The 25,404-nt window shown below is 42.8% G+C and carries 23 protein-coding genes, 1 tRNA gene and 1 pseudogene; 15 read left to right on the forward strand and 10 right to left on the reverse strand.

Annotated features, from left to right (window positions below; all coding sequences use genetic code 11):
* Positions 1 to 91 precede the first annotated feature (91 nt).
* Positions 92 to 1,348, reverse strand: coding sequence for a methyl-accepting chemotaxis protein (locus OCV39_RS12390; protein ID WP_171756219.1), 1,257 nt, complete (start codon positions 1,346 to 1,348; stop codon positions 92 to 94).
* A 96-nt stretch (positions 1,349 to 1,444) separates the two neighbouring features.
* On the opposite strand from OCV39_RS12390, the gene OCV39_RS12395 reads away from it, so the two are divergent.
* Positions 1,445 to 2,206 (forward strand): potassium channel family protein, encoded by a 762-nt coding sequence (locus OCV39_RS12395; protein WP_261888554.1) that lies wholly within the window; start codon positions 1,445 to 1,447, stop codon positions 2,204 to 2,206.
* A gap of 58 nt (positions 2,207 to 2,264) precedes the next feature.
* Here the strand turns inward: OCV39_RS12395 and OCV39_RS12400 are convergent, their stop codons facing one another.
* On the reverse strand, positions 2,265 to 3,782 hold the full coding sequence (locus tag OCV39_RS12400) for a CYTH and CHAD domain-containing protein (RefSeq protein ID WP_171756221.1): 1,518 nt from the start codon (positions 3,780 to 3,782) through the stop codon (positions 2,265 to 2,267).
* Positions 3,783 to 3,988: 206 nt separating this feature from the next.
* On the opposite strand from OCV39_RS12400, the gene OCV39_RS12405 reads away from it, so the two are divergent.
* The 3 genes from OCV39_RS12405 to OCV39_RS12415 all read left to right on the forward strand — a co-directional run bounded on the left by OCV39_RS12405 (position 3,989) and on the right by OCV39_RS12415 (position 6,870).
* Positions 3,989 to 4,669, forward strand: a complete 681-nt coding sequence (locus tag OCV39_RS12405) for a TIGR00153 family protein (RefSeq protein WP_017051109.1) — start codon at positions 3,989 to 3,991, stop codon at positions 4,667 to 4,669.
* A gap of 130 nt (positions 4,670 to 4,799) precedes the next feature.
* Entirely contained in the window at positions 4,800 to 6,062 is a 1,263-nt protein-coding gene (locus tag OCV39_RS12410) for an inorganic phosphate transporter (RefSeq protein ID WP_113799494.1), read from the forward strand.
* A gap of 196 nt (positions 6,063 to 6,258) precedes the next feature.
* Positions 6,259 to 6,870 (forward strand): TIGR04211 family SH3 domain-containing protein, encoded by a 612-nt coding sequence (locus OCV39_RS12415; protein WP_017051111.1) that lies wholly within the window; start codon positions 6,259 to 6,261, stop codon positions 6,868 to 6,870.
* 130 nt (positions 6,871 to 7,000) lie between these two features.
* On the opposite strand, the gene OCV39_RS12420 is transcribed toward OCV39_RS12415, so the two are convergent.
* Together OCV39_RS12420 and OCV39_RS12425 are read right to left on the reverse strand one after the other, a co-directional pair.
* Positions 7,001 to 7,951 carry a general secretion pathway protein GspB gene (locus OCV39_RS12420; RefSeq protein ID WP_261888555.1) on the reverse strand — a complete coding sequence of 317 codons (951 nt, stop codon included), beginning with the start codon at positions 7,949 to 7,951 and terminating at the stop codon, positions 7,001 to 7,003.
* Positions 7,952 to 9,652: an AAA family ATPase gene (locus OCV39_RS12425; protein ID WP_261888556.1), complete on the reverse strand. Its 1,701-nt coding sequence runs from the start codon at positions 9,650 to 9,652 to the stop codon at positions 7,952 to 7,954.
* An 86-nt stretch (positions 9,653 to 9,738) separates the two neighbouring features.
* Between OCV39_RS12425 and OCV39_RS12430 the strand changes: the two genes are divergently transcribed.
* Positions 9,739 to 10,953 carry a multifunctional CCA addition/repair protein gene (locus tag OCV39_RS12430; RefSeq protein WP_261888557.1) on the forward strand — a complete coding sequence of 405 codons (1,215 nt, stop codon included), beginning with the start codon at positions 9,739 to 9,741 and terminating at the stop codon, positions 10,951 to 10,953.
* Between the two features lie 56 nt (positions 10,954 to 11,009).
* Here OCV39_RS12430 and OCV39_RS12435 read toward each other — a convergent pair whose 3' ends face one another.
* The 3 genes from OCV39_RS12435 to folB are packed head-to-tail and all read right to left on the reverse strand — an operon-like array spanning position 11,010 to position 12,703.
* The gene (locus OCV39_RS12435; protein ID WP_017051115.1) at positions 11,010 to 11,813 is read right to left on the reverse strand and encodes an undecaprenyl-diphosphate phosphatase; all 804 of its coding nucleotides are present in this window, start codon (positions 11,811 to 11,813) and stop codon (positions 11,010 to 11,012) included.
* Between the two features lie 36 nt (positions 11,814 to 11,849).
* Entirely contained in the window at positions 11,850 to 12,347 is a 498-nt protein-coding gene (gene folK, locus OCV39_RS12440; protein WP_261888558.1) for a 2-amino-4-hydroxy-6-hydroxymethyldihydropteridine diphosphokinase, read from the reverse strand.
* Complete coding sequence (folB, locus tag OCV39_RS12445; RefSeq protein WP_261888559.1) at positions 12,344 to 12,703, reverse strand: dihydroneopterin aldolase; 360 nt, start codon at positions 12,701 to 12,703, stop codon at positions 12,344 to 12,346. Before folB ends, folK begins: the two co-directional genes overlap by 4 nt.
* A gap of 122 nt (positions 12,704 to 12,825) precedes the next feature.
* Here folB and plsY point away from each other — a divergent pair, with 122 nt between their 5' ends.
* Positions 12,826 to 13,431, forward strand: coding sequence for a glycerol-3-phosphate 1-O-acyltransferase PlsY (gene plsY / locus OCV39_RS12450; protein ID WP_113799506.1), 606 nt, complete (start codon positions 12,826 to 12,828; stop codon positions 13,429 to 13,431).
* A gap of 130 nt (positions 13,432 to 13,561) precedes the next feature.
* Here the strand turns inward: plsY and OCV39_RS12455 are convergent, their stop codons facing one another.
* On the reverse strand, positions 13,562 to 14,377 hold the full coding sequence (locus tag OCV39_RS12455; RefSeq protein ID WP_017051119.1) for an alpha/beta fold hydrolase: 816 nt from the start codon (positions 14,375 to 14,377) through the stop codon (positions 13,562 to 13,564).
* A gap of 191 nt (positions 14,378 to 14,568) precedes the next feature.
* The gene (tsaD, locus tag OCV39_RS12460; RefSeq protein WP_136994185.1) at positions 14,569 to 15,585 is read right to left on the reverse strand and encodes a tRNA (adenosine(37)-N6)-threonylcarbamoyltransferase complex transferase subunit TsaD; all 1,017 of its coding nucleotides are present in this window, start codon (positions 15,583 to 15,585) and stop codon (positions 14,569 to 14,571) included.
* A 256-nt stretch (positions 15,586 to 15,841) separates the two neighbouring features.
* On the opposite strand from tsaD, the gene rpsU reads away from it, so the two are divergent.
* The 9 genes and pseudogenes from rpsU to OCV39_RS12505 all read left to right on the forward strand — a co-directional run.
* On the forward strand, positions 15,842 to 16,057 hold the full coding sequence (gene rpsU, locus OCV39_RS12465; protein WP_004396009.1) for a 30S ribosomal protein S21: 216 nt from the start codon (positions 15,842 to 15,844) through the stop codon (positions 16,055 to 16,057).
* Positions 16,058 to 16,082: 25 nt separating this feature from the next.
* Positions 16,083 to 16,526 (forward strand): GatB/YqeY domain-containing protein, encoded by a 444-nt coding sequence (locus OCV39_RS12470; RefSeq protein ID WP_017051121.1) that lies wholly within the window; start codon positions 16,083 to 16,085, stop codon positions 16,524 to 16,526.
* 154 nt (positions 16,527 to 16,680) lie between these two features.
* Positions 16,681 to 18,426, forward strand: a complete 1,746-nt coding sequence (gene dnaG, locus OCV39_RS12475) for a DNA primase (protein WP_261888560.1) — start codon at positions 16,681 to 16,683, stop codon at positions 18,424 to 18,426.
* Between the two features lie 99 nt (positions 18,427 to 18,525).
* The gene (gene rpoD, locus OCV39_RS12480; RefSeq protein ID WP_261888561.1) at positions 18,526 to 20,379 is read left to right on the forward strand and encodes an RNA polymerase sigma factor RpoD; all 1,854 of its coding nucleotides are present in this window, start codon (positions 18,526 to 18,528) and stop codon (positions 20,377 to 20,379) included.
* Positions 20,380 to 20,553: 174 nt separating this feature from the next.
* Positions 20,554 to 20,629 (forward strand) — tRNA-Ile (locus OCV39_RS12485).
* Positions 20,630 to 21,048: 419 nt separating this feature from the next.
* Positions 21,049 to 22,086, forward strand: a complete 1,038-nt coding sequence (locus tag OCV39_RS12490) for a TRAP transporter substrate-binding protein (protein ID WP_390903251.1) — start codon at positions 21,049 to 21,051, stop codon at positions 22,084 to 22,086.
* 226 nt (positions 22,087 to 22,312) lie between these two features.
* Positions 22,313 to 22,588 (forward strand): hypothetical protein, encoded by a 276-nt coding sequence (locus tag OCV39_RS12495; protein ID WP_017051125.1) that lies wholly within the window; start codon positions 22,313 to 22,315, stop codon positions 22,586 to 22,588.
* A gap of 454 nt (positions 22,589 to 23,042) precedes the next feature.
* Positions 23,043 to 23,843 carry a glucosamine-6-phosphate deaminase gene (gene nagB / locus OCV39_RS12500; protein WP_261888563.1) on the forward strand — a complete coding sequence of 267 codons (801 nt, stop codon included), beginning with the start codon at positions 23,043 to 23,045 and terminating at the stop codon, positions 23,841 to 23,843.
* 152 nt (positions 23,844 to 23,995) lie between these two features.
* Positions 23,996 to 24,199 (forward strand): annotated as a pseudogene (locus OCV39_RS12505) (IS6 family transposase); the annotation flags it as partial.
* Positions 24,200 to 24,353: 154 nt separating this feature from the next.
* Here OCV39_RS12505 and OCV39_RS12510 read toward each other — a convergent pair.
* Positions 24,354 to 25,301: a LysR substrate-binding domain-containing protein gene (locus tag OCV39_RS12510; RefSeq protein WP_261888564.1), complete on the reverse strand. Its 948-nt coding sequence runs from the start codon at positions 25,299 to 25,301 to the stop codon at positions 24,354 to 24,356.
* Between the last annotated feature and the right edge of the window lie 103 nt (positions 25,302 to 25,404).

The raw sequence follows: 25,404 nt of genomic DNA on the forward strand, positions 1-25,404 counted from the left end.
CAAACTTAACGCAATAAAAAACGCCTACATACTCTGTTTTGTTAAGACAGGTAAATAGGCGTTTGATTTCGTCTAATGACGAGCGATTCATTTACACTTTAAATGACTTAATCTTCGAATCTAAGTCTTGAGCATTGCTCTCCATCATTTCAGAGGTCTCTAGCAACTCACTCACCACGACAACGGAAGCTTCGACAAGCTCTCTCACATTCGTTAAGTTCTGATTCATCTCATCCGCCACGCTACTTTGTTGACCCGCAGCGGTTGCGATTTGGAAGTTCATGTCGTTAATCTGATTCACCTGCTCAACAATGCCGTCAAGCTCAGAACCCGCATTGGCAACCAGTTCAACGCCATCCGCCGCTTCAACAACACTTTTCTCCATCAATTCAACGGCAGAGTTAGCACTGCTTTGTAGTTGTGAAATCATCTCTTGAATTTCAACCGTTGCTTGTTGAGTGCGTTGTGCAAGGTTACGAACTTCATCAGCAACAACGGCGAATCCGCGCCCAGCTTCACCCGCTCGCGCCGCTTCAATTGCTGCGTTCAGTGCCAATAGATTGGTTTGCTCTGAAATGCCTTGAATGGTTCCTACTACGCTACCAATCGAACCAACTCGTTCTTCTACCTGATTAACGGCTCCCGCAGACGCAGCAATATCTGAAGAGAGTTCACTCATTTTAGCCACGGTATCTCGAACAAAATCTCGCCCGGTTTGAGCCTGGCCAGACGTCTCTTCCGTTAATGCTGATGCGTTTTGAGCGTGGTCTGCTACGGTTTGTACCGTTGATGTCATTTCACTCATTGCGGTTGCCAGTAAATCAATTTCAGCAAACTCTTCTTGTGAGGACTCTTTCGTTTCAGACATACTAATTGTCATCACTTCGGTCAAAGTGAATAGTTCATCTGAAGCATTGATTTGAGTTTTAATCACATCATGAAGCTGCCTACGAGTTTTCTCTAATTCTCGCGCAACATCACCATATTCATCTTTACAATCCATGACGATGGGCACCGACAGGTCTTTACTTGCCATCAGTTTAATCGATTCGCTTAAATATTCAGTTTGGCGTAACATGACTCGTGCAGCCGCCATAAGCAGAGCCACAAAAACAGCAATCATGATCCCTGTCTGCCACACTACCTCAATTAAGTAGGCATCATAATGTTTCTGGGCAACTTGAATGTCGTTGGTCGCCGCAATAAGAGCATTATAGAAACTAGAAGCATCCCATAACTGTTTGGTGATGATTAAAATAGTACTAAATACCATTAGCATCATCATTTTAGGAACTAAGCGAACATCTGAAATTAACCTTTCCCAAGGCTTGAATGTCGGTTTTTCCATTATCAGTTCTCCGCTAAGTTTAATGTTATGTGCTGAATATTTATTTTCGTTAAAAAGATTTTTAATCATCTATTTACGATTTATTTCGAGCTTCGTATGAAAACATATAGTACCAAAGACGACACCAAGCCTATGAGCTTATTGTCACTAATTTTATCTTTCTTAGCGTTATTTGTGATCTCAGCCTTATTGTTTATGCCAATCGAGAGCGAGACTCGACATATATTTATCGGTTTAGATTTTATAATTTGCAGTGTTTTTATTTTGCAACTCACCATTGATCTCATCCGCTCAAATAATCGAAAGCTATATCTTAAGCACCACTGGATTGATTTTATCGCGAGTATTCCAATGGTTGAGCCTTTACGATTCGCCCGCTTATTCCATATTTTGCGCATAATCTTAGTGATTCGCTCCGGAAGAACCGTTCTCAAGCAGCTATTAGCAAATAAAAGAGAAACCACTCTCGCCTCAATAATCCTTTTGCTTGTTATTCTGCTCACCGTTGGCTCTGGAATGATGTTAGCGATAGAGGGACAGAATCCAGGCTCCAACATTCAAACGGCAAGTGATGCCTTGTGGTGGGCTTTTGTTACCATCTCAACAGTTGGATATGGCGATCACTACCCGATCACGCTAGAAGGAAAGTTATTAGCCTCTGGGATCATCATCTGTGGTGTGGGGATTTTTGGTATGATTTCTGGTTTGATTACTTCGCTTATCACCTCTCCAAGCCATACTCAAAATCAACGTTCTGAAAATAAAGAGAAGCTACTTGAACAGATAGTTGCTCAACAGCAACAAATTTTGCAACGGCTTGAAAAGATAGAGCAGAAAAATTCAGACGAAAAAAAATAAGGAACCGGAGTTCCTTATTTCTATTTTAATGAATGGCAAAGCAGTAAGCTGGTCTTTATCAGTCTTGCCAATACGGCTCAACTTCAACACTAATTTGGCGAGTTTGTTCCATGGCATGCAAGATTGAAACCTCTTGCCTTGCCAACCAACGCTCTAACTGCTCTTTCTCATCACCTTGCAATAAGTTAATACACTGCTCTAATGGTTTAAGCATTAACAGGTCATCGATCCCTTGGATCAAATCAGCCCACGGTAATCGGAAGGTATTGCGCTCTTCTACATCATATAAGCTAGCAAAACCGACACCTGTGTATAAATTACGCATCAAGCGATATTGCTGCTCTACATAGTCTTGACTGGTTAAGGTACATTCTGGCGGAAAGGCTTCCATCAGTTCAGCCCATGTGCGATCAAGCTGCTGTACAGAGAAAGGCTTGATATTTCCCGACATCTGCTCACGAGCTTTATCATCTAAAAACGGCTGCCAGCCACGAGTTAAGATCCAACGGCTAAGATCAAGCAACAAACCAGTATAACGAGCGGAGCTGAGTAACGTCAGTATGCTCTCTCTATCTGGTAGTTGAACTTGTTGCTCTTGCAGTTCAGCGACTAAAAATTTACGTGCATCAAGTTTCCGTAAGACATGCCCTTTATCTTCAAGCAAGTCATCTAAATAATCGTACATTTTTAGCCAAGACAGCTCTTCTTCAAGCCACTTGAGCTCTTGACGAATAATCGCACTCGCTCTACGTGGAACAATACCACCATAAATCGTCAGTGTTTGACGAATAAAGCTAATGGAATGGCTGATTTCATGCAGTGCTTTTATGGACTCACGCTCAGTGTAAATCTGCTCGTGATAATGCCAATGTGAAAGGGCATGTTCTAACGATTGAATAAAGCAGGATTCAACCGTGTCATTTTGATCGGTATTCACCAAAGTTAATGCTTTCACTTCATCGCCTGCATAGCCTTGTGCAAGTCGGTAACCTTTAGCGGCTTTGCTCAAGTTCCCCAGACGCATGCCACCTTCATCACTAAACAGGCGAGCTAAAGTAAAGAGTGCATCGGTTTGCCCCGATTTAAGCTCTAGTTCAACTTCGCAAATGGGATCTTGCTTCTCGTTTGCGACGACTTCCCCTTGATCAAAAGCCACTTCCACTTGGCTACCATCAGGCATGCTCACCAACCACTGTTCACGAGTGAAGTTGGTCGAAAAGAGAGGGAAAAGTTCAGATTGTAATGTGTCGATATCTTTATCTTTTGGCCAGATATCTTGAGGGTGAAGAGAGAGCTTCGGAGTATTGCTATCGTGCTCAGCATTATACTCAGGTCTCTGATGCAAACCCGCAACAACGCGACCCGCAGTTTTTACGGTTTGCACAAAAACGTCATCAAAACGTCGAATACGCAAACCCGTATCATGCTTACGTAACCAGTTATCTGGAGTATCAAAATAAGTGTTGCCTAAATTACGACAACTTTGCTGAAGTACTTTGGTATCAGAGATTTTACGCTGTAAAGTCTCTGAAAAATCTGGAGAAACAAAAAACTTCAGTTCTATCTCGGTTTCCATAGTGATGCCTTTCAATGAAGATAAGAATAGGATATTGCCTATTTGAAATGTGGGCAAGTCAGAAATTTCGACCGATTGATGATCTAAAACAGTTTTAATGCGTGATTGATTGGGTTAACATGCGCGACTTTGTAGCCATCGCTCAACATTTCACCTGAATATGGTGTATGTTTTTTTAAGGTTATTATTTATTAGGTTGGATGACCATGCCAGTAAATACAATTATGGGGTTATTTGCAAAGTCCCCTCTTAAGCCTTTGCAGCGCCACGTTGTGTGCGTAAATGAATGTTGCTCTCACCTAGTCAATTTTTTTGAAGTCAGTTCAAAAGGTGACTGGGAAAAAGCAGCAGAAATTCGCGCTCAAATTTCTCACCTAGAGAAAGAAGCTGACGTACTCAAGCGCGAAATTCGTCTTAAACTTCCTCGTGGTTTATTCATGCCCGTTGATCGCACCGATATGTTGGAGCTATTAACTCAGCAAGATAAACTCGCCAACCTCGCGAAAGACATTTCTGGTCGTGTATATGGCCGTCAACTTGTCATTCCTGAAGTGATGCAAGAAAACTTCATTGCTTACGTCAAGCGTTGCTTAGACGCAGCAAATCAAGCTCAGAAAGTAATTAATGAGCTCGATGAGTTATTGGAAACAGGATTCAAAGGCCGCGAAGTCACACTTGTAGCTGAAATGATCAATCAACTGGATGTGATTGAAGATGATACGGACGCGATACAGATTGTTCTTCGCCAACAATTAATGGCAATAGAAGCAGACCACAATCCTATCGACATCATGTTCCTGTATAAAATTCTTGAATGGGTCGGCGGCATTGCAGATCAAGCTCAGCGCGTAGGCGCTCGTCTTGAAGTTATGCTTTCTCGATCTTAAATCATAAGTTAACCATATAACGAAGAGCATTTTTTAACCCAATTTACTTATGCGATGGTCATTTCCTCGCTGAGTGTTTTTTTGCGTCTAAATTTGTTCCGCTTGTTATCAAACAACTAGGTATTACGCGATGGATATCCTTGCGAATTACGGCACTGTCCTGATTATTGTTGCAGCCGCTTTCGGTTTCTTGATGGCTATTGGTATTGGTGCAAACGATGTTGCCAATGCGATGGGTACATCTGTTGGCTCTAAAGCATTAACCGTTAAACAAGCGATCATTATTGCAATGATCTTTGAATTTGCTGGCGCTTATCTTGCCGGTGGTGAAGTTACAGACACAATCCGTAAAGGTGTTATCGAAACATCTCTATTTGCTGATCAGCCTGATGTGCTTGTCTATGGCATGATGTCTGCGCTTTTAGCTGCAGGTACATGGCTATTACTCGCTTCTTACATGGGCTGGCCTGTTTCAACGACTCACTCTATTATCGGTGCAATCATTGGTTTTGCATGTGTTTCAGTGGGTACTGAAGCGGTTGACTGGGATTCAGTTCAAGGTATTGTCGGAAGTTGGATTATTACTCCTGTTATTTCCGGTTTCTTCGCTTATGTCATCTTTGTCAGCGCCCAGCGACTGATATTTGATACTGAAAACCCTCTGTTTAATGCTAAACGATTCGTCCCTGTATACATGTTCATCACTACAATGGTGATTGCATTAGTGACGATTAAGAAAGGTCTTAAACACGTTGGTCTTCACCTAAGCAATACTGAAGCGTGGGTTTGGGCTGCGGCTTTCTCCACTCTAGTCATGGTTGGTGGTTTCTTATACATCAAACACAAATTTGCTAACCGCGAAGAAGACCACGGGTTTTCGGGCGTTGAAGGTATTTTCAGCGTGTTAATGGTTATCACGGCATGTGCTATGGCATTTGCTCACGGTTCTAACGATGTGGCAAACGCAATCGGTCCTCTATCTGCTGTCGTTTCTACGGTTGAAAACATGGGCGAGCTTACTGCTAAAAGTAACATTGCTTGGTGGATTCTACCTCTAGGTGGTATCGGTATTGTAGTTGGTCTTGCAACCATGGGTCATAAAGTAATGGCGACTGTTGGTACTGGTATTACAGAACTAACACCTAGCCGTGGCTTTGCTGCTCAACTAGCAACTGCATGTACTGTTGTTTTGGCATCTGGTACTGGCCTTCCAATCTCAACCACACAGACACTTGTTGGTGCGGTGTTGGGTGTAGGCTTTGCTCGTGGTATTGCAGCACTTAACTTAGGTGTGGTACGAAATATCGTGGCATCTTGGATTGTGACGCTACCAGCAGGGGCTTTGCTTGCGGTTATCTTCTTCTATGCTATCCAAGCCGCTTTCGCCGCTTAAGCCATATTAGAAATGAGTCCAATATAGTATTTCTATGTAAATACTATGTCATTATTGACTCAATCGCACAGAAAGGGAGGCTTTGCCTCCCTTCTTTGTTGCACGAGAATAAGAAAGTTCATACTATTCGCTAAGAAAATATGAAGGCTAGAATTAAGACAATGGCCTCCCAATTTGAATTGTTAAGGGATTTACTGTGAAAAAACTGATCTGTATGGTTTTGTTTGCTGTTCTCGCTGCCCCTGCAGCCTTTGCTCAAGACCGTTATATTGCTGACAAGCTCTTTACTTACCTACATTCTGGCCCAAATAACACTTTCCGCATTATCGGCAGTGTTGACGCTGGTGATAAAGTAAAGTTCATCAAAACAAACAAACAGACTGGCTTTAGCGAAATCGTTGATGCTAAAGGTCGCAAAGGCTGGGTTGAAAGCAAGTTCATCACTCGCAAAGAAAGCATGGCGATCCGTTTGCCTAAGTTAGAAAAAGAGCTCACCGATGTTAAGGCACTTTTAGCTAACGCACGTAAAAATGCGGACAATGAAAAAGCAGGTCTTGCGGACTCACTTGCGACTCGTAATAAACAGATTTCAGATTTAGAACAGAGCTACAGCGATATCAGCCAAAAGCTCACCTCTTCTCAAACAGAGAATCGAGAGTTACGTGCCAAGCTTGATACTCAGAAAGATGATTTGCTACTGAAATACTTCACTTACGGTGGTGGTGTTGCAGGTATTGGTTTGCTTCTTGGTTTACTACTTCCTCACATTATCCCTCGCCGTAAAAAAGCACCAAACGGCTGGGCATAATAACAATACTCTAATCGTATTGCGGTAGTAAAAAGATAAAAGGTCACCCTAACTGGAGTGACCTTTTTTGATCGCTTAAACATTTGTCATGCATCACTTCAGGCGTAGACACAAACGCCAATATCAGCGCTTAACCTTGCCATTCATACAAAGCAGGAAGTTCAAGTAATTGATCTTCAAATTCAACGATCACCGATTGTGGTTTGATTTTCAATAGCTGAATTTGATTCTCGATCCAATCCCCTTCGCTATATTCATGATCATTAATTTTTACCCAGCGTCTCTGGCTGTCACTCGAGTACATATGAGTCTGCAAGTTCAGCGCAGGCAAGCGGCCTTGATATTGATAGCCAGTCTTGTCTATATCAATGGTTTCACGATTAAATAGCTTCTCATTGGCGCTGAATGAACCTGAGTCTGCCGTTGCCTGTAAAGCCGACTGAAACTTCAAGGCTAACTCTGGTGATAGGGAGCTTAAGTCTAGCTCCTCTAATCCCATATTTTGATCTATTGAAAGAGGCGCGTCCGGATTATCCTTAAAAGGTGGAGATGTGGGCTCTGGTGCTGTTAGTCGGTCTAACTTCGTTAAATCCTCATCAGATGGTTCAACACTCTTAGAATCGGCTACAGGCACTATTGCGGAAGAGAGCGAAGTATCATCGAGACTCTCAATATCAACTAACTGAGGGGTAAGCTCAAGTTGAGAATAAGTTGGATAGCTCAGTAATTTGAACTCCGATTTTTCCTCTACTGAGGCGCTCACCGTTTTGACTGCATTTTGGCCTTGCTCTTGAGCTTGGCTTTGAGCCTGAATCCGAATTGGAGTATCCGCTTGAATAGCAGCGGCATTGACTATCGGGTGCTGCTCGCTAATCAGACGCACCTCGTTAGCACGATAAGCTTCGAGCCCTAAATAACTCGCCACCGCAACGATAGGAAGTACCCCAAGCATCAGCATATAAGACAATTTGAGCTGAGGCCTGTGCTCTTCATTTCGCCCGTTAGAAAGGTTTTGATAAGGAGTCAACATTGCCTGTCTGCTTTGTTCTGAATCCTGTAATGCACTCATGACTTGTGACATTTACGCCACCTCCGGTTCAATCGTGCGTAGTTTAGGCGCATCGGGTTGAGCTAACTGCTCTAAACGTTGCAACGTCTGCTTGCCCGCAATACCATCGACCGACATGTTTTGCCAACGTTGGAACGTTTTCACTTTCTGTTCAACATTGCTATCAAAATATGGACTATCGAGTGATGGCTCTCCAAGTACGAGAGAAAGCTTGCGTTCGAGTATTCGAACCTTCTCACTGCGTTGAGATTTTTTTAACGTTTCGCGCAATTCACTCTTCCAAATGGCGTAATATTCACTACTCCATAAGCTTTGAAGCATAGATGATGACATCTGTACTCGTTGCTGCCCAATCAAAATTTCAACCTGATCCTTTGATGCGGCATAAAGCACGGCATACAACTCTTCATGGTTATAACTCAACAGTAAAACAACTGGGGTTTGTTGTTTGATTAAGTCCACTAAGCGCCCTTTCTTCGTATCACAGATAAACAGGCTTTGTAGGTTTTCAGTACATAATCCGTCTCGTACGGATGCCTGATAGCCCCATAACTTATACAGCTCTTGTATTGCTTCTACTTGGCTTGCGCCTTTTTGCAAGACATTCACAAGTTCAGCGGGGATGGAAATCTCATTATCATCAGCAGTCGTAGCATTTAAACCAGCATCGCCATCGTCTTTTGAGTCAATATTTTGTTGTTGAGCCGTCATCTGAACGGTTGAAATTGTACCTTGTTGAGCTTCTTTCCCTATGACATCAATGTATGGCAAAACCACGTTATAGCTTGCAACCGCTAATACAGACCCAAGCGAGAGTGCACTTAAATATTTCCATACAGGCTGAGTGCTGAGTGCTTGACGAGATGACTTTTTCGAATGATTGATATCACTGCCATGCGGAGAAACTTGATACTGCATGACATCATGACATGCTCGCTTCACCGTCTGCACACTCAAGTTAGGCTCCCCATGATGATGGGCGTATTGCAAAGATTTATCACACACTAAGTTAATTAACCTTGGAATGCCCTGCGTTGCTTGCGCGATAACCTTTATTGAACTCGCTTGGAAGATGTCACGAGAACCACCCGCCATTTTGATTCTAAAATCGATATATTGCCCGGTCTCACTTACGTTTAAAGGAAGCAAGTGATAACGCCCTGTGATGCGCTGGGCAAGTTGACGAAGCTGAGTCGTTTGCAGTTGTTGTTGTAACTCAGGTTGGCCAACCAACAGTACTTTTAACAGCTTACGTTGGTCTGTCTCAAGGTTGGTTAATAAACGTAGTTGTTCTAGCACTTCAGCTGCTAGGTGTTGGGCTTCATCAATCACCAGCAGGGTTTGGATATTTTTACCATGGTTTTCAATCAAGTAATGACTGATCGTTTGACTAAGTTGTTTAAGGCTCGCTTGCTCTGGATACTTTAGTGAAAATTCATCACAAATGGCTTCAAGCAAGTCAGAGCTTGAGAAGGTGGGATTTAAAATCAAACCCGCTTTCGTACTGCTATCTAAATTAGCCAGCATTGCACGAGCAACCGTTGTTTTCCCCGTCCCCACTTCACCAGTAAGCATGGCAAAACCACCGCCATCACCCAGTCCGGCTTGTAAATGCTGCATCGCTTCTTGGTGACGTTGGCTTAAGAAAAGATAACGAGAGTTTGGCACAATCGAAAATGGTGCCTCATTAAATCCAAAAAAATCCTTATACATACTCTCGTCTCTACAATCATGGTTAAAGGAAAGTACCATTGCTTGCTACAATGTCCAACAGCATCTGAAAAAATTAGAGGTAATACGTGCAAGTTTACTTAGTTGGCGGCGCAGTTCGCGATCGATTGTTGAATATTGACGTTTATGATCAAGATTGGGTGGTGGTTGGTTCGAGCCCAGAAGAGATGATCAAACAAGGTTATACACCCGTAGGTAAAGATTTCCCTGTCTTTTTGCATCCCAAAACTAAGCAGGAACATGCTCTTGCTCGAACGGAAAGAAAAACATCAGCTGGATATACTGGATTCGAATGCCACTTTTCACCAGATGTCTCTTTAGAGGACGATCTACAACGCCGCGATCTGACAATCAATGCGATAGCTCAAGCCCAAAATGGTGATCTTATCGATCCTTACGGCGGTCAAGATGATCTCAACAACCGCATTCTTCGCCATGTATCTCACGCTTTCGTTGAAGATCCTCTCAGAGTATTAAGAGTCGCACGCTTTGCGGCAAAACTGGCTCACCTTGGTTTTCGAGTTGCCGATGAGACCCTCAACTTAATGCGAGATATTGTCCGTTCTGGTGAGCTTGCACACTTGACACCAGAAAGAGTTTGGCAAGAGTGGCATAAATCACTCAGCACTCAGAACCCTGAAGTCTTTCTTTCGACTCTAAGAGAATGCGGTGCATTGGCAGCGGTATTGCCTGAAATTGACGCTTTATTTGGCGTTCCCCAGCCTGAGAAGTGGCACCCAGAAATAGACACTGGCATTCATACTTTAATGGTCGCACAACAGGCCGCTATACTCAGCCCGTCGTTACCCGTACGCCTCGCCGCTCAACTGCACGATTTAGGCAAAGGCGTGACGCCTGAAAGCGAATGGCCGAGCCACAAAATGCATTGTCATACGGGTATCAAGCTCATCCAATCGCTGTCAGACCGGGTTCGAATTCCTAATGAATTTAAAGATCTTGCCCTTCTAGTATGCGAACAACATACCAATATTCACCGCGCGATGGAGCTTAAGCCAGCAACGATATTGAAGATCCTTAATAAGTTTGATGTCTGGCGTAAACCTGAAAGACTCAATGATATTCTCATCTGTTGCCAAGCGGATCACGCAGGTCGGAAAGGGTGTGAAGAGAATCCATACCCTCAACGAGATCGTTTTGAAAAGGCTTATCGCCAAGCCCTCACCGTTCAAGTGCAATCAATCATCGCTGACGGCTTTCAAGGTAAACAGATCAGAGATGAGATGGAAAAAAGAAGAGTAGAAACCATCGCCTCAATCGTCTGACTATAAAAAAGGCTCACGATTAATCGTGAGCCTTTTCTAGATGCTTGAGTAGCTCTCTAGTTCATCAGCAAAAATGCTATCAAACCACCACCAAGTAGTAAGCGGTAGATAACGAACGGCATCATACCCATGCGTGAAATGAGCTTTAGGAAGAAATGAATACAGATATAGGCACTAATGAATGACGTGACAATCCCCGTCAACAAGAAACCGACATGAACCGGATCGCCACTAATGACAAGCTTAAGCCCTAGATAGCCACCAGCAAGAGCGATGATTGGAATCGACATTAAGAATGAGAAACGCGCGGCAGCCTCACGAGTAAAACCTAAATACAGCGCGGCGGTGATGGTCGCACCTGAGCGAGACGTTCCAGGAATGATCGCCATTGCTTGAGCAATACCAATAAACAAGGCTTTTTTCCAACCAGCTTGGTATTCATCATCAGCAAGCGATGAGTTCTTATCAACCCACCACAATAATAAGCCAAAAATAATCGTGGTAGTCGCAATTACCCACGCACTGCGTAAGTAAAGTTCAACAATGTCTTTCATCAATAAACCAAAGACACAAGCAGGGATCGTCGCAAGTACGATCATCCAAGCCAGTTTCGCCTCTTTACTGCGATCGCCTTTGAAGATGGATCCAAATAGTGCACCAAACAGTGTCACGACCTCTTTTCTAAAGTAGATCACTACGGCCGCTAGAGTTCCCACATGAACAGCAACATCGAACGCTAAACCTTGATCTTCCCAACCCAAAATGGCCGATGGTAAAATCAAGTGGGCTGAACTAGAGATCGGTAAGAATTCAGTTAAGCCCTGAATGAGTGCCAAAATAAACGCTTCTATATAACTCATTTTTTACTCTTATTATTAGGCCTTAGACCTTTGGTTTTATTTGAAGTCTTGGTTAAAACATAGACTTACAGCTTGCAATGAATCGAGGTTATCCATCTGTTGATAGATTTGTGCCACGCTTCGCCCGTCAGAAGGGATGATCTTCTCTGGGCATAAATCATAAAGCGGCTGAGTAACGAATGGATATTTAAAAATATCACTGCGCGGCAACTCTGGTGAAGATTGAGAAATCACATCACCAAACAACACGATATCAAGATCTAAATTACGATCTTGATATTTATGAGCATTCTCTAAACGCCCCCATTTTAGCTCGATTTGACGAAGCAAAAGTGAGAATTCAGTTAAAGAGCGATCCGTTTTTAGCTCAATGACAAAGTTGTAAAAAGCGTGGCTATCAAAACCAACAGGTTCGCACTCATATACTGGCGATGAGCGTAGTTGTTCCCCTAGAAGAGCAAGCTCATCCCATGCCGCTTGGGCATGCTTATCTCGATCTATGTTGGTTCCGACACCAACATACACGGTGTTCATGCCGCGCCTCGCTCTATCACAACACCAACAGATTTCGCTTGTGGTACAGCTCCAGGTTTCGCTAAACGGATTTTAACCCAAGGCACTGAAAAGCGAGACATAATTAATTCCGCAATCTCTTCTGCAACGCGTTCAACCAGTAGAAAACGCCCACCTTCTATATGCTCCAACACTGCGGTACTCACTTTTGAATAGTCCAGAGCATCAACTACATCATCACTTTTACCCGCAGGGCGGTTGTCGTGAGCCATTTCAATATCAAGAACTAGCTTCTGTTTTATTTCTTGTTCCCAATCATAAACACCGATAGTTGTGATTACTTCTAATTGCTCGATAAAAATTTTATCCAATGTCATTTACTGTCCCTTTAGAGGTCGGATACCCTAAGCGGGTAAAAAATCGTATTATTATTGCCATTCAGGATATGATATCAATTACTCTTTGATTGAGCATTAATTTCCCCTCCTTAAGGACCACTATGACTTCTTTGGCTCTCATCATGATTATTGCCGCCTATCTGTTAGGCTCGATATCGAGTGCCGTGCTGATCTGCCGTCTTTTACGATTACCGGATCCAAGGGGAGTCGGCTCAAATAACCCAGGGGCGACCAATGTTTTAAGAATTGGAGGCAAAGGCGCTGCATTTGCCGTATTAATTTGCGATATGCTTAAAGGAACGATCCCGGTATGGGGTGGGTATTTCTTAAACATTGACCCTATATTATTAGGGGTCGTCGCGATTGCCGCCTGTTTAGGTCACATGTATCCCATCTTTTTTCACTTTCAAGGTGGTAAAGGGGTCGCGACCGCATTAGGTGCCATTGCGCCAATAGGACTGGATCTTACTGGCATGATCATGCTGACATGGTTAGTGATCGCTTTTCTATTTCGCTACTCTTCTTTAGCTGCCATCATTACCGTTCTGTTAGCGCCTTTTTATACTTGGCTCGTAAAGCCTCACTACACCCTACCCGTTGCCATGCTCTGCTGCTTGATTGTGTTACGACACCATCAAAACATTCGTCGTTTACTTGAAGGTAATGAACCTAAGTTTGGCGAGAAGAAAATATCGTCTAATCAATAAAAAAGGCCTCTGTCGCTCAATAGTGCAATCACCATTAAGTTCACTGAGACCTTTAAGTAACTTGAATTGATATTGACTCAATTGGCAATATCAATTCAATCGGCAATAAATTTACTGTAGGTAAACCTTACTATTGGTGAACTTTCGCCAAAAATGTTTTCAGCATATCGGTCACAAAGCCAGGTTGTTCCAAATTACTGATATGCCCAGCGGCGGGGATCACGACCAATTCACTGCCAGTAATCACATCATTCATCAAGTAAGATTCCAAAGGCGTTCTTGGGGAATCTTCCGCACCAACCGCAATCAGTGTTGGTAGAGCAAAAGTTTCCACCTCTTCAATCAAATCCCTGCGACCAAAAATCATTCGCCCCATCCGTGATACTTCTTCTGCCTGCTCACCTTTTAAAGATTGCAGATAAGTCGAAAAATTTTCAACTAAAGCTGGAGAGGTCTGTTTTACGTTCTTAGAGAAGAACATCGGTACCACTAAGTCTAATACTGGCTGAGGAACCAGTTTCAACTGAGTAATCGCATCTAACATTGTGAAATATTTTTTATGCGTCACCTCAGGCTCTAACCCGACAAAGGTATCCATCATCACTAGCGATTTTACTCGTGATGGGGCCAGAGCCGTTAATTCAGCGCCCCACATTCCGCCTACGGATAACCCAACAACAGAGAACTCATCTATTTCGAGGTGATCCATTAGCGCTAACATTTGCTTCGCGTAATCCGTTAAGTTACGTGTAGATTGAGGGGCAAATTCAGACCCGCCATGCGCCCAAAAATCCGGCACAATGCAACGATAAGATTGGCTCAAAGCCTCAACTTGAGGTGCCCACATTTTGCTATCCCATAAGTAACTATGTCCCATAAGAAGCACCGGTCCTTGCCCTTCATCTTGGTAGGTCATGGTGCGGCCATCTACAGCAAATGTTTTCATCATTTCATCCATTGTTATTATTTTATAAACGTTAATACTATCATCTGTTTGACGAGAATCAGCTCATGTATTCAAGGAGCCCGTTCATATTTTACGGAAACCTCTCTGAGCACCAAATAAAACAGTCCTGAGCACTAAATAAAACGGCCGCGATAAAGCGACCGTGTAATGACTCATGAATAGAGTAACACTTATTTTACAGGTTCAAGTTGATCGATTGGCCAGCGAGGAGTTGCCTGAACGGCTAAATCGGCTACTTCACCATTTTTCAAACGCTGCATACCTGCATAAGCGATCATGGCACCATTATCGGTACAAAATTCCGTACGAGGGTAGTACACCGCCCCGCCCATTTTTTTCGCCAGTGCTTCTAACTCTGCTCTTAGCTGTTTATTCGCACTCACACCACCGGCAATGACAATGCGCTTCATACCCGTTTCAATCAAAGCTCGCTTGCATTTTATTGCTAAGGTCGCACATACCGCTTCCTGAAAGGCGTATGCAATATCAGCGCGGGTTTGGTCATCGTCGTCATTTGCTCGAATCGTGTTTGCCGCAAATGTCTTCAAACCAGAAAAGCTCATATCCAGTCCTGGTCGATCCGTCATTGGACGTGGGAATTTAAAACGACCCGGCGTCCCTTTCTCAGCTAATCGAGAAAGCAGAGGACCGCCTGGGTAATCTAATCCCATGAGTTTCGCGGTTTTATCAAACGCTTCACCCGCCGCATCATCAATCGATTCACCAAGAATTTTATATTCACCAATCCCTTTCACTTCAACAATCATTGTGTGACCGCCTGAAACGAGCAACGCAACAAAAGGAAACGGTGGTGGGGTATCTTCTAGCATTGGTGCAAGCAGGTGCCCTTCCATATGATGAACAGGAATAGCCGGAACATCCCACGCATACGCCATGCTACGACCGATTGTCGCACCAACCAATAAAGCACCAACTAAACCAGGCCCTGCGGTATACGCAACGCCATCGATATCATCTTTAGTTAAATTAGCTTCAGCAAGCGCCGCTTTAATCAGTGGGATGGTCTTCTTTACATGGTCTCTAGAAGCTAGCTCAGGTACGACACCGCCATAATCAGCATGCAGCTTTACTTGGCTATATAATTGGTGAGAAAGCAGCCCTTTCTCATCGTCATAAATAGCGATACCTGTTTCATCACAAGAGGTTTCGATACCAATAATTCGCATATTTTTCTCAGCACGCTTTGTCTTAAATCGGAAATTAGCGCAATATTACCTTGTTGAGGCTTCTCAAACAAATTTTGCACAGACTATAATCGACAAAGTGCTTTACAAAGCCACTGTGATCGGATTAAAATTCCGCACCATTTTTGATCAAGCTGGTTAGAGACCAAACAACATAGAGAGTTAGCTTAATGGGCAACTTCTCTGATTTGGAAATGAGTAACCAGCGATAATGAATAACCCCTGAGGTGAAAGGCATATGCCAATAGTTAAAGTACGTGAAAACGAACCGTTCGACGTTGCACTACGTCGTTTCAAGCGCTCTTGTGAAAAAGCAGGTATCCTTTCTGAAGTGCGTCGTCGTGAGCATTACGAAAAACCAACTACAGTTCGCAAACGCGCTAAAGCAGCAGCTCAAAAGCGTCACGCTAAGAAGCTAGCTCGCGAAAACGCACGTCGCGTTCGCCTGTACTAATAACTTAATCCATAAGGACTGAGTTATGGCTCTGATTGAACAACTCAAAAAAGAGCAAATTTTAGCGATGAAAGCCAAGGACAAACCGCGCCTTGGCACTATTCGTTTAGCCCTTTCAGCAATTAAGCAACGTGAAGTCGACGAGCAGATCACTCTGACCGACGAAGACATTCTTGCTGTGCTGGTAAAAATGGTTAAACAACGTCGCGATTCTGTTGCTCAATATGAATCAGCGGGTCGTCAAGATCTTGCTGACGTGGAACAAGTAGAAATTACTGTACTTGAAGGCTTTATGCCTCAACCGCTAACTGAAGATGAAGTTGTTGCTCTTGTTGAAAGCGCAATTGCAGAATCTACACCTGCGGGCATGCAAGACATGGGTAAAGTGATGGCTATCTTGAAACCACAAATTCAAGGGCGTGCAGACATGGGTAAAGTAAGTGGTTTAGTTCGTTCTAAACTCGCTTAATATCCAGCGCTATATTGCAACAAGCCGTGCTATCCATTGGAAGGCACGGCTTGTTTGTATCTGAAGTCTTTATTTTTAAACCGAGCAAGCTCTCATCTTTCGTTTACAAATAATGATTTAATTCTTCTTTCATCACTTATTTATTTTAGGTTTTATGTCAGGACACATCCCGCGTAGTTTCATTGATGACCTCCTCGCTCGCCTCGATATTGTCGATATCGTCGATGCACGCGTAAAACTTAAGAAAAAAGGCAAGAACTACGGGGCATGTTGCCCTTTCCATAATGAAAAGACCCCCTCTTTCAGTGTTAGCCAAGAAAAACAGTTCTATCACTGCTTTGGTTGCGGTGTTCATGGCAACGCCATTGATTTCATTATGGAGTTCGAACGCTTAGAGTTTGTTGAAGCGATTGAAGAGCTAGCCTCTTACTTGAGCCTTGATGTTCCAAGGGAAGAGCGTAATGGCAGTGTTTCATCGGGGCCAAGAGCCAACACAGAGCAAAAGCGCAATTTATACGATTTAATGGGCAGCATTAGCCAATTTTATCGCTCTCAATTAAAACAATCAGCAAACAAACATGCGATTGAGTATCTTAAAGATCGCGGTCTATCCGGTGAGATTGTACAAAAGTTTGGTATCGGTTTTGTCGCTGATGAATGGGATGCAGTAAGGAAAAACTTCGGCCAACAGAAAGACGCACAAGAGATGCTCGTGACTGGTGGCATGTTAATCGAAAATGACAACGGTAATCGCTACGACCGCTTCCGAGGCCGCGTGATGTTTCCAATTAGAGATCGCCGTGGGCGCGTAATTGGATTTGGTGGCAGAGTCATTGGAGATGGAACACCGAAATACCTTAACTCACCAGAAACGCCGATATTCCATAAAGGTAAAGAACTCTATGGCCTTTATGAAGTGCTTCAAGCCTACCGAGAACCACCACAAGTTCTTGTTGTGGAAGGTTACATGGATGTGGTCGCCTTAGCGCAATACGGGGTTGATTATTCCGTCGCATCACTTGGCACATCGACCACAGGTGATCATCTTCAAATGCTGTTTAGACAAACGAGCACTGTGGTATGTTGCTACGATGGTGACAGAGCAGGCCGAGAAGCCGCATGGCGAGCACTAGAGAATGCGCTAAGCTATCTTAAAAGCGGCAATGTTTTAAAGTTCCTGTTTTTACCAGATGGCGAAGACCCAGATAGCTATATTCGTCAATTTGGTAAAGAAGCATTTGAAAAAGAAGTACAAAATGCGACGCCACTTTCTGAATATCTATTTACTAACTTAACCAGCCAGGTCAAAGTTGGGAGTAATGAAGGAAAAGCGGCATTAGCGGCATTAGCAACCCCATTGATAGAAAAAGTTCCTGATAATTTTCTTCAAGCTCAGTTGTTTAAAATTCTAGGCGAACGCACCGGCGTTTTTATGGAAAACAAGGCCCATAAAAAACCGCAGAATCGGCCTACAGCTCAACCGCATAAAGAGATCAAGCGAACTCCTATGCGCGAAGTTATTGCTTTGCTTATTCAAAATCCAAGCTATGCTGATATGGTACCGGATTTATCAAGTGTCGTTGAATTAACACTACCGGGATTAAGTTTATTAATAGAAGTCCTTGATAAATGTCGAGGGAATCCCCATATCAGCACGGGTCAATTATTAGAACATTGGCGCAATAACAAACATGAGGCACTTCTGTCTCGTCTTGCGAGTTGGGAAATCCCACTCGATGAAGACAACCAAGAAGACCTATTCTTAGACTCATTGGACAAAATTCTTGCCCAATGCGTAGAAAAACAAATTGAAAACTTGCAGGCTAAAGCAAGAAGTATCGGTTTATCAGCCGAAGAGAAACGGGAGCTGCTAGCACTAATGCTAGATTTAAAAGCGTAACCCAGATTGATTAGTCAGCAGTGAATAAATTTGTTAATATTAGTGGTTTGCATTTCGCATACTAATTCCGCCACCAGAACTTGAAGTTGGATATCGTCTATGGATCAAAGTCCGCAGTCACAGCTAAAATTACTTGTCATTAAAGGCAAAGAACAAGGCTATCTGACCTACGCCGAAGTAAATGACCACCTACCTGAAGAGATCGTTGATTCAGAGCAGGTAGAAGACATTATTCAAATGATCAATGACATGGGTATCAAGGTAGTTGAAACTGCTCCTGATGCTGATGATCTTGCATTGAATGATGACGAATCTGTCACAGATGAAGATGCAGCTGAAGCTGCCGCTGCTGCACTATCTAGTGTAGAGAGCGAAATTGGCCGTACAACTGATCCAGTCCGCATGTATATGCGTGAAATGGGTACTGTTGAGCTATTGACTCGTGAAGGCGAGATCGATATTGCAAAACGTATTGAAGATGGTATTTACCAAGTTCAATCCTCTGTGGCTGAATACCCAGGTACTATTCCATACATTCTTGAACAGTTTGATAAAGTCCTTGCTGAAGAACTTCGTCTTACCGATATTATCTCTGGTTTCGTTGATCCAAATGACGATGGCACTGCGGCTCCAACCGCGACTCACATCGGTTCTGAATTAGCTGAAACAGATTTAGCAGACGCAGATAAAGAAGGCGAAGATAAAGAAGAAGACGAAGAGGATGAGGAAGAAGAAGATACAGGTATTGATCCAGAGCTTGCTCTAGAGAAATTTACCGATCTTCGAAATAGCTACCAGAATCGTCAACTTGCTATCAATGAACATGGTGCTGACAGCGCGAAAGCCGCTAAAGCTACTGAGTTGATGCAAGACGTTTTCCGCGAATTCCGTCTGACGCCTAAAAAGTTTGATTACCTAGTAAAAGAACTTCGCACGTCTATGGATCGTGTTCGTACTCAAGAGCGTTTGATTATTCGTCAAACGGTTGAATACGGAAAAATGCCGAAGAAATCTTTTGTTGCGCTATTCACTGGTAACGAATCTAGTGAAGCATGGTTAGATGAAGTACTTGCTTCTGGCAAACCATACGCAGAAAAAGTGAAACGTAACGAATACGAAATCCGCCGTTCGATTCAAAAATTGAACATTATTGAGCGTGAAACTTCGTTAACGGTTCAAAGCATTAAAGATATCAGCCGTCGCATGTCTATCGGTGAAGCTAAAGCCCGTCGTGCGAAGAAAGAGATGGTTGAGGCAAACTTACGTCTAGTAATCTCAATTGCTAAGAAGTACACCAACCGTGGTCTACAATTCTTGGATCTAATCCAAGAAGGTAACATCGGTCTGATGAAAGCGGTTGATAAGTTTGAATACCGTCGTGGTTATAAGTTCTCGACTTATGCAACGTGGTGGATCCGTCAAGCTATCACTCGTTCGATTGCCGACCAAGCTCGTACTATTCGTATTCCGGTTCACATGATCGAAACGATCAACAAACTAAACCGTATCTCGCGTCAAATGCTACAAGAGATGGGCCGTGAACCGTTACCGGAAGAGCTTGCTGAACGCATGCAGATGCCTGAAGACAAGATCCGTAAAGTACTGAAAATCGCTAAAGAGCCAATCTCTATGGAGACACCTATCGGTGACGACGAAGATTCGCATCTAGGTGATTTCATCGAGGATACAACTCTAGAGCTACCTTTAGACTCTGCGACGGCGACAAGCCTACGTGGCGCAACTAAAGACGTTCTTGCTGGCTTAACTCCTCGTGAAGCTAAAGTACTGCGTATGCGTTTTGGTATCGATATGAACACTGACCATACTTTGGAAGAAGTAGGTAAGCAGTTTGACGTGACTCGTGAGCGTATCCGTCAGATCGAGGCAAAAGCACTTCGTAAACTACGTCACCCAAGTCGTTCAGAAACACTGCGTAGCTTCTTAGACGAGTAATCGTTAGTAAAGTAATCGGCAGATAGAACGATTTATAAGCAACATTTGAAAAAGGTGAGCGTTGGCTCACCTTTTTTTATATCTACTAGTCTAAGTGGATAAAAACTAAGCGCAAATGCCCTATTTAGCATCTAGACACATTAGGCAGCATCCCCTATAATCTATCCCCTATTCGGCCCCTTAGCTCAGTGGTTAGAGCGCACGACTCATAATCGTTCGGTCCCCAGTTCAAATCTGGGAGGGGCCACCAAATTAGAAAAGCCAGAACAGTTTACGCTGCTCTGGCTTTTTGTTTTCTGCTTTCTGGGTATTAACGACTATCTTCAGACAAATCACAATTCAGCATCGAACCATTAGCGATTCCTACATTCGAATGCATGATCACAGCTAACTACGTGATAAGAGCATCAATTAAACAATAACGATAAACCACCATCTACACTAAGCAAGAAAGAATTAACAACTATCCATATATGAATAAACCAACATATAACCAATCACCTCTCTCCTACCTCTAGAATATACGATCAGTTTTATCTCCCAAGATTACCTATAACTCATTTGACCTAACACACATACCCCGTGAATCTAGCTTTGCCAATAATAATTAAAGCTAGAAAAGAGGAATGAATGAAAACTAACAATAAAGTCCTATTACTTTTAAAAACAATGGCTATGGCAGCGATTGCCACACTCTCTTTGTCACTACATGCCGCAGAGAAAACCTATAGATTAAAACTCGCTGAAACCTGGGGACCAAATACCCCTATCCTTGGCGATGCGACTAAAAATATGGCGAAGCTTGCCAATGAAATGTCTAACGGCCGCTTACAGATCCGCATTGATTCCGCAAACAAGCACAAAGCGCCGTTGGGTATTTTCGACATGGTGAAATCAGGGCAATACGATCTAGGCCACTCAAGCTCTTACTATTGGAAAGGCAAGGTTCCAAACACCCTATACTTCTCATCAATGCCATTCGGAATGATGACAACAGAGCAGTATGCGTGGTTTTATCGTGGTGGGGGCATGGAGCTAATGCAAGAGGTGTACGCACCGCATAACTTACTCTCCTTCCCTGGAGGTAACTCTGATATCCAAATGGGAGGTTGGTTTAAGAAAGAGATTAAATCTATCGACGACCTACAAGGGCTTAAAATGCGCATTCCAGGTTTTGCTGGCGAGGTATTCGCAAAGGTAGGAGCAAAGCCAACCAACATTGCACCAGGAGAACTCTTTACCTCTCTTGAACGTGGAACAATAGATGCCTTAGAGTGGGTTGGGCCCGCTTTTGATCTTCGTATGGGCTTTCAGAAAATTGCTCCTTTCTATTATACTGCGTGGCATGAACCAGGTTCAGAAACCCAGTTCCTAGTGAATAAGAAAACGTGGGATAAATTACCAGCAGATTTACAGATAATTTTAGAAACCGCTTTCCGCGTTGCGGCATTTGATATGTACGTACAAGCCATAGATGCAAATGCAAATAGCTGGAGTTCGATGCTTGCTGAATATCCTGCTATTAAAGTTAGAGATTTTCCGCCTGAAGTTTTGAGTACCATGCGTTTAGCGACAGAGCAACTATTAGAAGAGCAAGCAAGCCAAGATCCTCTAGCCAGAAAAATCATCGAATCACAGGCAAACTACCTACAAAAAGTCCGTGGGTGGACAGATATCTCAACAAAGGCATATTTGAATAACAATTAGATACTTAAACCCTTAAACCCTTAAAACCGCAAATTAGCCCACTATGATTTTAGTGGGCTACTTTGTTAAAAAATCATGTTATTCAATGCAGTAATTTCCATCCAATATGTAAATACAGGCATATAAAATCTATTCTTATTACTTACAAAAAAATAGTGATGGAGATCAAATAAAGATAGCGATGAGAGGCGTATTTTTACTGGCGTTCATATTGAGGAGAATATATATGACAGCGTCTAAAAATTTTCTAAGGGACTTGCTGGGCTTGGCTCTAATCGTTTCAACTGCGTTTGCTGTATTGAGTTTCCTACTCGATATCATGGGAGGCATCGCATATTTCAGTCATGAAGATATCATCGCGAGTACCTTCTTCCATGAATCTTTGTATTTCATAGCCTTCCTTATTCCACCGTATTTCATTTGGAAGTTTATCAATCGCCCAGAATTGATTGTGGCTGTTCAAGAATACCAATTAAACAAAAGTAAGAATGAACAATTCTAAGTACGACTGATAGGCCATATCTTACATTTTTCTTAAATAGCGATAATGTCTAGTTTTCCAAGTTAGTATTTTCAGAAGAGCCCGATACTGATGGGCTCTTACTTCTAAAAACATCTCTATCCAAGAACTGCCGACTTAATACCACATTCACGATTGCAAGATTTTCCCAATAGTTCGCCCTCAGTAACAAGAACCCTACTTATATCTTAAGAGATGAGATTCCCTAGCGAGCTTACAAGCCAATAGTTCGTAATCAAACGGGTCTCTCATTCTTTTTTAACCAAGCTAAAAAACGAGGTGCATTTTTATCTAAATTCACAATGATGGCATTAATGTAAATCTTACTATCGTTAAACTATTGCTTGAATCGCGAAAAAACTAGCCAATATTTCAATCTTATTTTATAATAAAAATTAAGAATCGCATCCAATACTATTTCTATAGGAAAAGACAAATGAGACTAATTCCTCTAAATAATGCTGCACAAGTTGGTAAATGGGCAGCTCGTCACATTGCAAGCAAAATCAACGCATTCAACCCAACAGCAGACTGTCCATTTGTTCTTGGTTTACCAACAGGTGGTACACCTCTTGCGACATATAAAGAGCTAATTGCCCTTTGTAAAGCTGGCGATGTTAGCTTCAAAAATGTTGTGACTTTCAACATGGATGAGTATGTTGGTATCGATCCAAACCATCCTGAATCTTACCGCTCTTTCATGTATGACAACTTTTTCAATCACGTTGACATCCAAGAAAAGAACATCAACCTACTTAACGGCCTAGCGAAAGATGTGGATGCACACTGCGCCGAGTATGAAGAAAAGATTCGTTCTTACGGTAAAATCAACCTATTCATGGGTGGTGTTGGTATCGACGGTCATATCGCATTCAATGAACCTGGTTCTTCTCTATCTTCTCGCACTCGTATCAAAACTCTAACGCCAGATACTCGTATCGCGAACTCACGCTTCTTCGATAATGATATGAATCAGGTACCAAAATTTGCATTAACCATTGGTGTAGCAACACTACTCGACGCTGAAGAAGTCATGATCCTCTCGCAAGGTCATAACAAGGCTCAAGCGCTTCAAATGGCTATCGAAGGCTCTGTGAACCACATGTGGACGGTTACTGCGCTTCAAATGCATCCAAAAGCCGTTATCGTTGCTGACGAACCCGCACAGCAAGAACTAAAAGTGAAAACGCTTAAATATTTCCAAGATCTAGAAGCTGAGAACATTCAAGATCTATAAGTTACCGTTCACTTAATAACGACTTAAACCACTTTATATCAAAAGTGGTTTTTTTATCTTCCGCGTCATTGGATACCAACGATAAACCAATCGTAGCCTTTCAGTAGGGGTCTGTTGCAAAAAATTTAACCACGGCTCAGAACCCTTTATTCCCCACCAAGAAGCTCGTTGTAGCCACCGGCGGTTTCAAAATACGAAAGCGAGCTTGGTCAACCATCCAGGGGTTCGAATCATTACGGATGTTGAACAAAGGTCAGTTTGATTTCTGGTTACGCAATGATGCACATAAAACCATTGTGCGGGAGAGCTCCGCCTTTACTAATCGTTTATTCAATGTTGAGGTGATTTACTCGTAATTTTAAGCCAATGTCTGGCTAGATCTGCCTTATCTGATTATTTGCAACAATCCCTTTTTAATCAACTTGCATAGTGATGCCGTTAAAAACTTCCCCTTAAGAAAGACGTTTTTGCACACTTTTGGGAGAAAACGGTCATCGGCAAGGCTGGCGGTTAGAATAGCTTTAACTCTGAACAGCGGGATATTATCAGTTGCTTCAACCACTGATGTGCCAGATCATTCTCCCTGTTTTCATGATAGAACAGCGTATAAGATAAGGGGGCAATACTAAAAGGTAACGGCACAACCTTCAGATCAAATTTCCTCGCTATATGTTTAGCATAAAGACTTGGGACTGTGAGTATCAGGTTTGTATGACAACATAATTCTGCTGCGCTGTTAAAGTCAGGTACGTAGATAGCAACGTCTCGTTTAAGTTCCATCTCGGCTAACTTAACATCCAGCAGCCAACGTTCATTCTTATAGTATTTGGTTACTATATGCCTGTGTGACAGATAGGTTTCTAACTCCCATTTATCCTCTGAACTAAAGTGCTTCGGGTTCACTATGCAGCAGAGCTGATCCTGAAAGAGTTCGTAAGTAGCAATACCCTTTGGTGGTTGCAGAGTTCTCTCTGCATCTCTAGGGTGCAGTTGTTTACCAGTAATAGCGAAGTCTAATTCCCCCTTCAATAGTTGTTCGAATGTGCCAGAATCCCAGTTGCAGGTATCGATCGTTATTTTCGGAGCTTGAGAAAGCGCTTCACCGATGAACCGAGGAAACATGAGCGGATAAATACTCTCAACCACCGCCACTTTAAAACATCTGGAGCTATGCTGTGGTTCAAACATATTTGGGGCAGTAAGCTTTTCTATATCAAATAGTAGGTTAACTAAATCTGGATGAATTTGTTTAGCCCTTGTTGTTGGCTCCATCCCATAGCCTGACCGCTCAAGTAGAGGATCATCAAATAGATCCCTCAGTCTGGCCAAACTTTTGCTGACGGCAGATTGACTCAGGTTGAGATGTTCAGCGGCTTTACTAACACTGTTGTGTTCCAGTAGAACATGCAGGCAAACCAGTAGATTTAAGTCGAGGCGGGCTAGTTTTTCTAAAGACATAAGCTGCTTCTGTTTATGTATTCTTTCATGGAATAGATATAATGAATTTAAACCATTTCAATTCATAAATCGATTATTTTAACCTTTCTCTCAGTTACAAACG

The sequence above is a fragment of the Vibrio cortegadensis genome, assembly GCF_024347395.1.
In the GTDB taxonomy this organism is placed as follows: Bacteria; Pseudomonadota; Gammaproteobacteria; order Enterobacterales; family Vibrionaceae; genus Vibrio; species Vibrio cortegadensis.

Excerpts from the sequence above, each read along its gene's own strand:
- plsY (WP_113799506.1), top strand. The coding sequence starts at position 12,826 with ATGACTTCTTTGGCTCTCATCATGATTATTGCCGCCTATCTGTTAGGC.
- OCV39_RS12390 (WP_171756219.1), bottom strand. The coding sequence starts at position 1,348 with ATGGAAAAACCGACATTCAAGCCTTGGGAAAGGTTAATTTCAGATGTT.
- OCV39_RS12400 (WP_171756221.1), bottom strand. The coding sequence starts at position 3,782 with ATGGAAACCGAGATAGAACTGAAGTTTTTTGTTTCTCCAGATTTTTCA.
- OCV39_RS12420 (WP_261888555.1), bottom strand. The coding sequence starts at position 7,951 with ATGTCACAAGTCATGAGTGCATTACAGGATTCAGAACAAAGCAGACAG.
- tsaD (WP_136994185.1), bottom strand. The coding sequence starts at position 15,585 with ATGCGAATTATTGGTATCGAAACCTCTTGTGATGAAACAGGTATCGCT.
- OCV39_RS12435 (WP_017051115.1), bottom strand. The coding sequence starts at position 11,813 with ATGAGTTATATAGAAGCGTTTATTTTGGCACTCATTCAGGGCTTAACT.
- OCV39_RS12470 (WP_017051121.1), top strand. The coding sequence starts at position 16,083 with ATGGCTCTGATTGAACAACTCAAAAAAGAGCAAATTTTAGCGATGAAA.
- rpoD (WP_261888561.1), top strand. The coding sequence starts at position 18,526 with ATGGATCAAAGTCCGCAGTCACAGCTAAAATTACTTGTCATTAAAGGC.
- OCV39_RS12455 (WP_017051119.1), bottom strand. The coding sequence starts at position 14,377 with ATGAAAACATTTGCTGTAGATGGCCGCACCATGACCTACCAAGATGAA.
- folK (WP_261888558.1), bottom strand. The coding sequence starts at position 12,347 with ATGAACACCGTGTATGTTGGTGTCGGAACCAACATAGATCGAGATAAG.
- OCV39_RS12405 (WP_017051109.1), top strand. The coding sequence starts at position 3,989 with ATGCCAGTAAATACAATTATGGGGTTATTTGCAAAGTCCCCTCTTAAG.
- OCV39_RS12425 (WP_261888556.1), bottom strand. The coding sequence starts at position 9,652 with ATGTATAAGGATTTTTTTGGATTTAATGAGGCACCATTTTCGATTGTG.
- OCV39_RS12395 (WP_261888554.1), top strand. The coding sequence starts at position 1,445 with ATGAAAACATATAGTACCAAAGACGACACCAAGCCTATGAGCTTATTG.
- rpsU (WP_004396009.1), top strand. The coding sequence starts at position 15,842 with ATGCCAATAGTTAAAGTACGTGAAAACGAACCGTTCGACGTTGCACTA.
- OCV39_RS12510 (WP_261888564.1), bottom strand. The coding sequence starts at position 25,301 with ATGTCTTTAGAAAAACTAGCCCGCCTCGACTTAAATCTACTGGTTTGC.
- OCV39_RS12410 (WP_113799494.1), top strand. The coding sequence starts at position 4,800 with ATGGATATCCTTGCGAATTACGGCACTGTCCTGATTATTGTTGCAGCC.
- nagB (WP_261888563.1), top strand. The coding sequence starts at position 23,043 with ATGAGACTAATTCCTCTAAATAATGCTGCACAAGTTGGTAAATGGGCA.
- OCV39_RS12490 (WP_390903251.1), top strand. The coding sequence starts at position 21,049 with ATGGCTATGGCAGCGATTGCCACACTCTCTTTGTCACTACATGCCGCA.
- dnaG (WP_261888560.1), top strand. The coding sequence starts at position 16,681 with ATGTCAGGACACATCCCGCGTAGTTTCATTGATGACCTCCTCGCTCGC.
- OCV39_RS12495 (WP_017051125.1), top strand. The coding sequence starts at position 22,313 with ATGACAGCGTCTAAAAATTTTCTAAGGGACTTGCTGGGCTTGGCTCTA.
- folB (WP_261888559.1), bottom strand. The coding sequence starts at position 12,703 with ATGACATTGGATAAAATTTTTATCGAGCAATTAGAAGTAATCACAACT.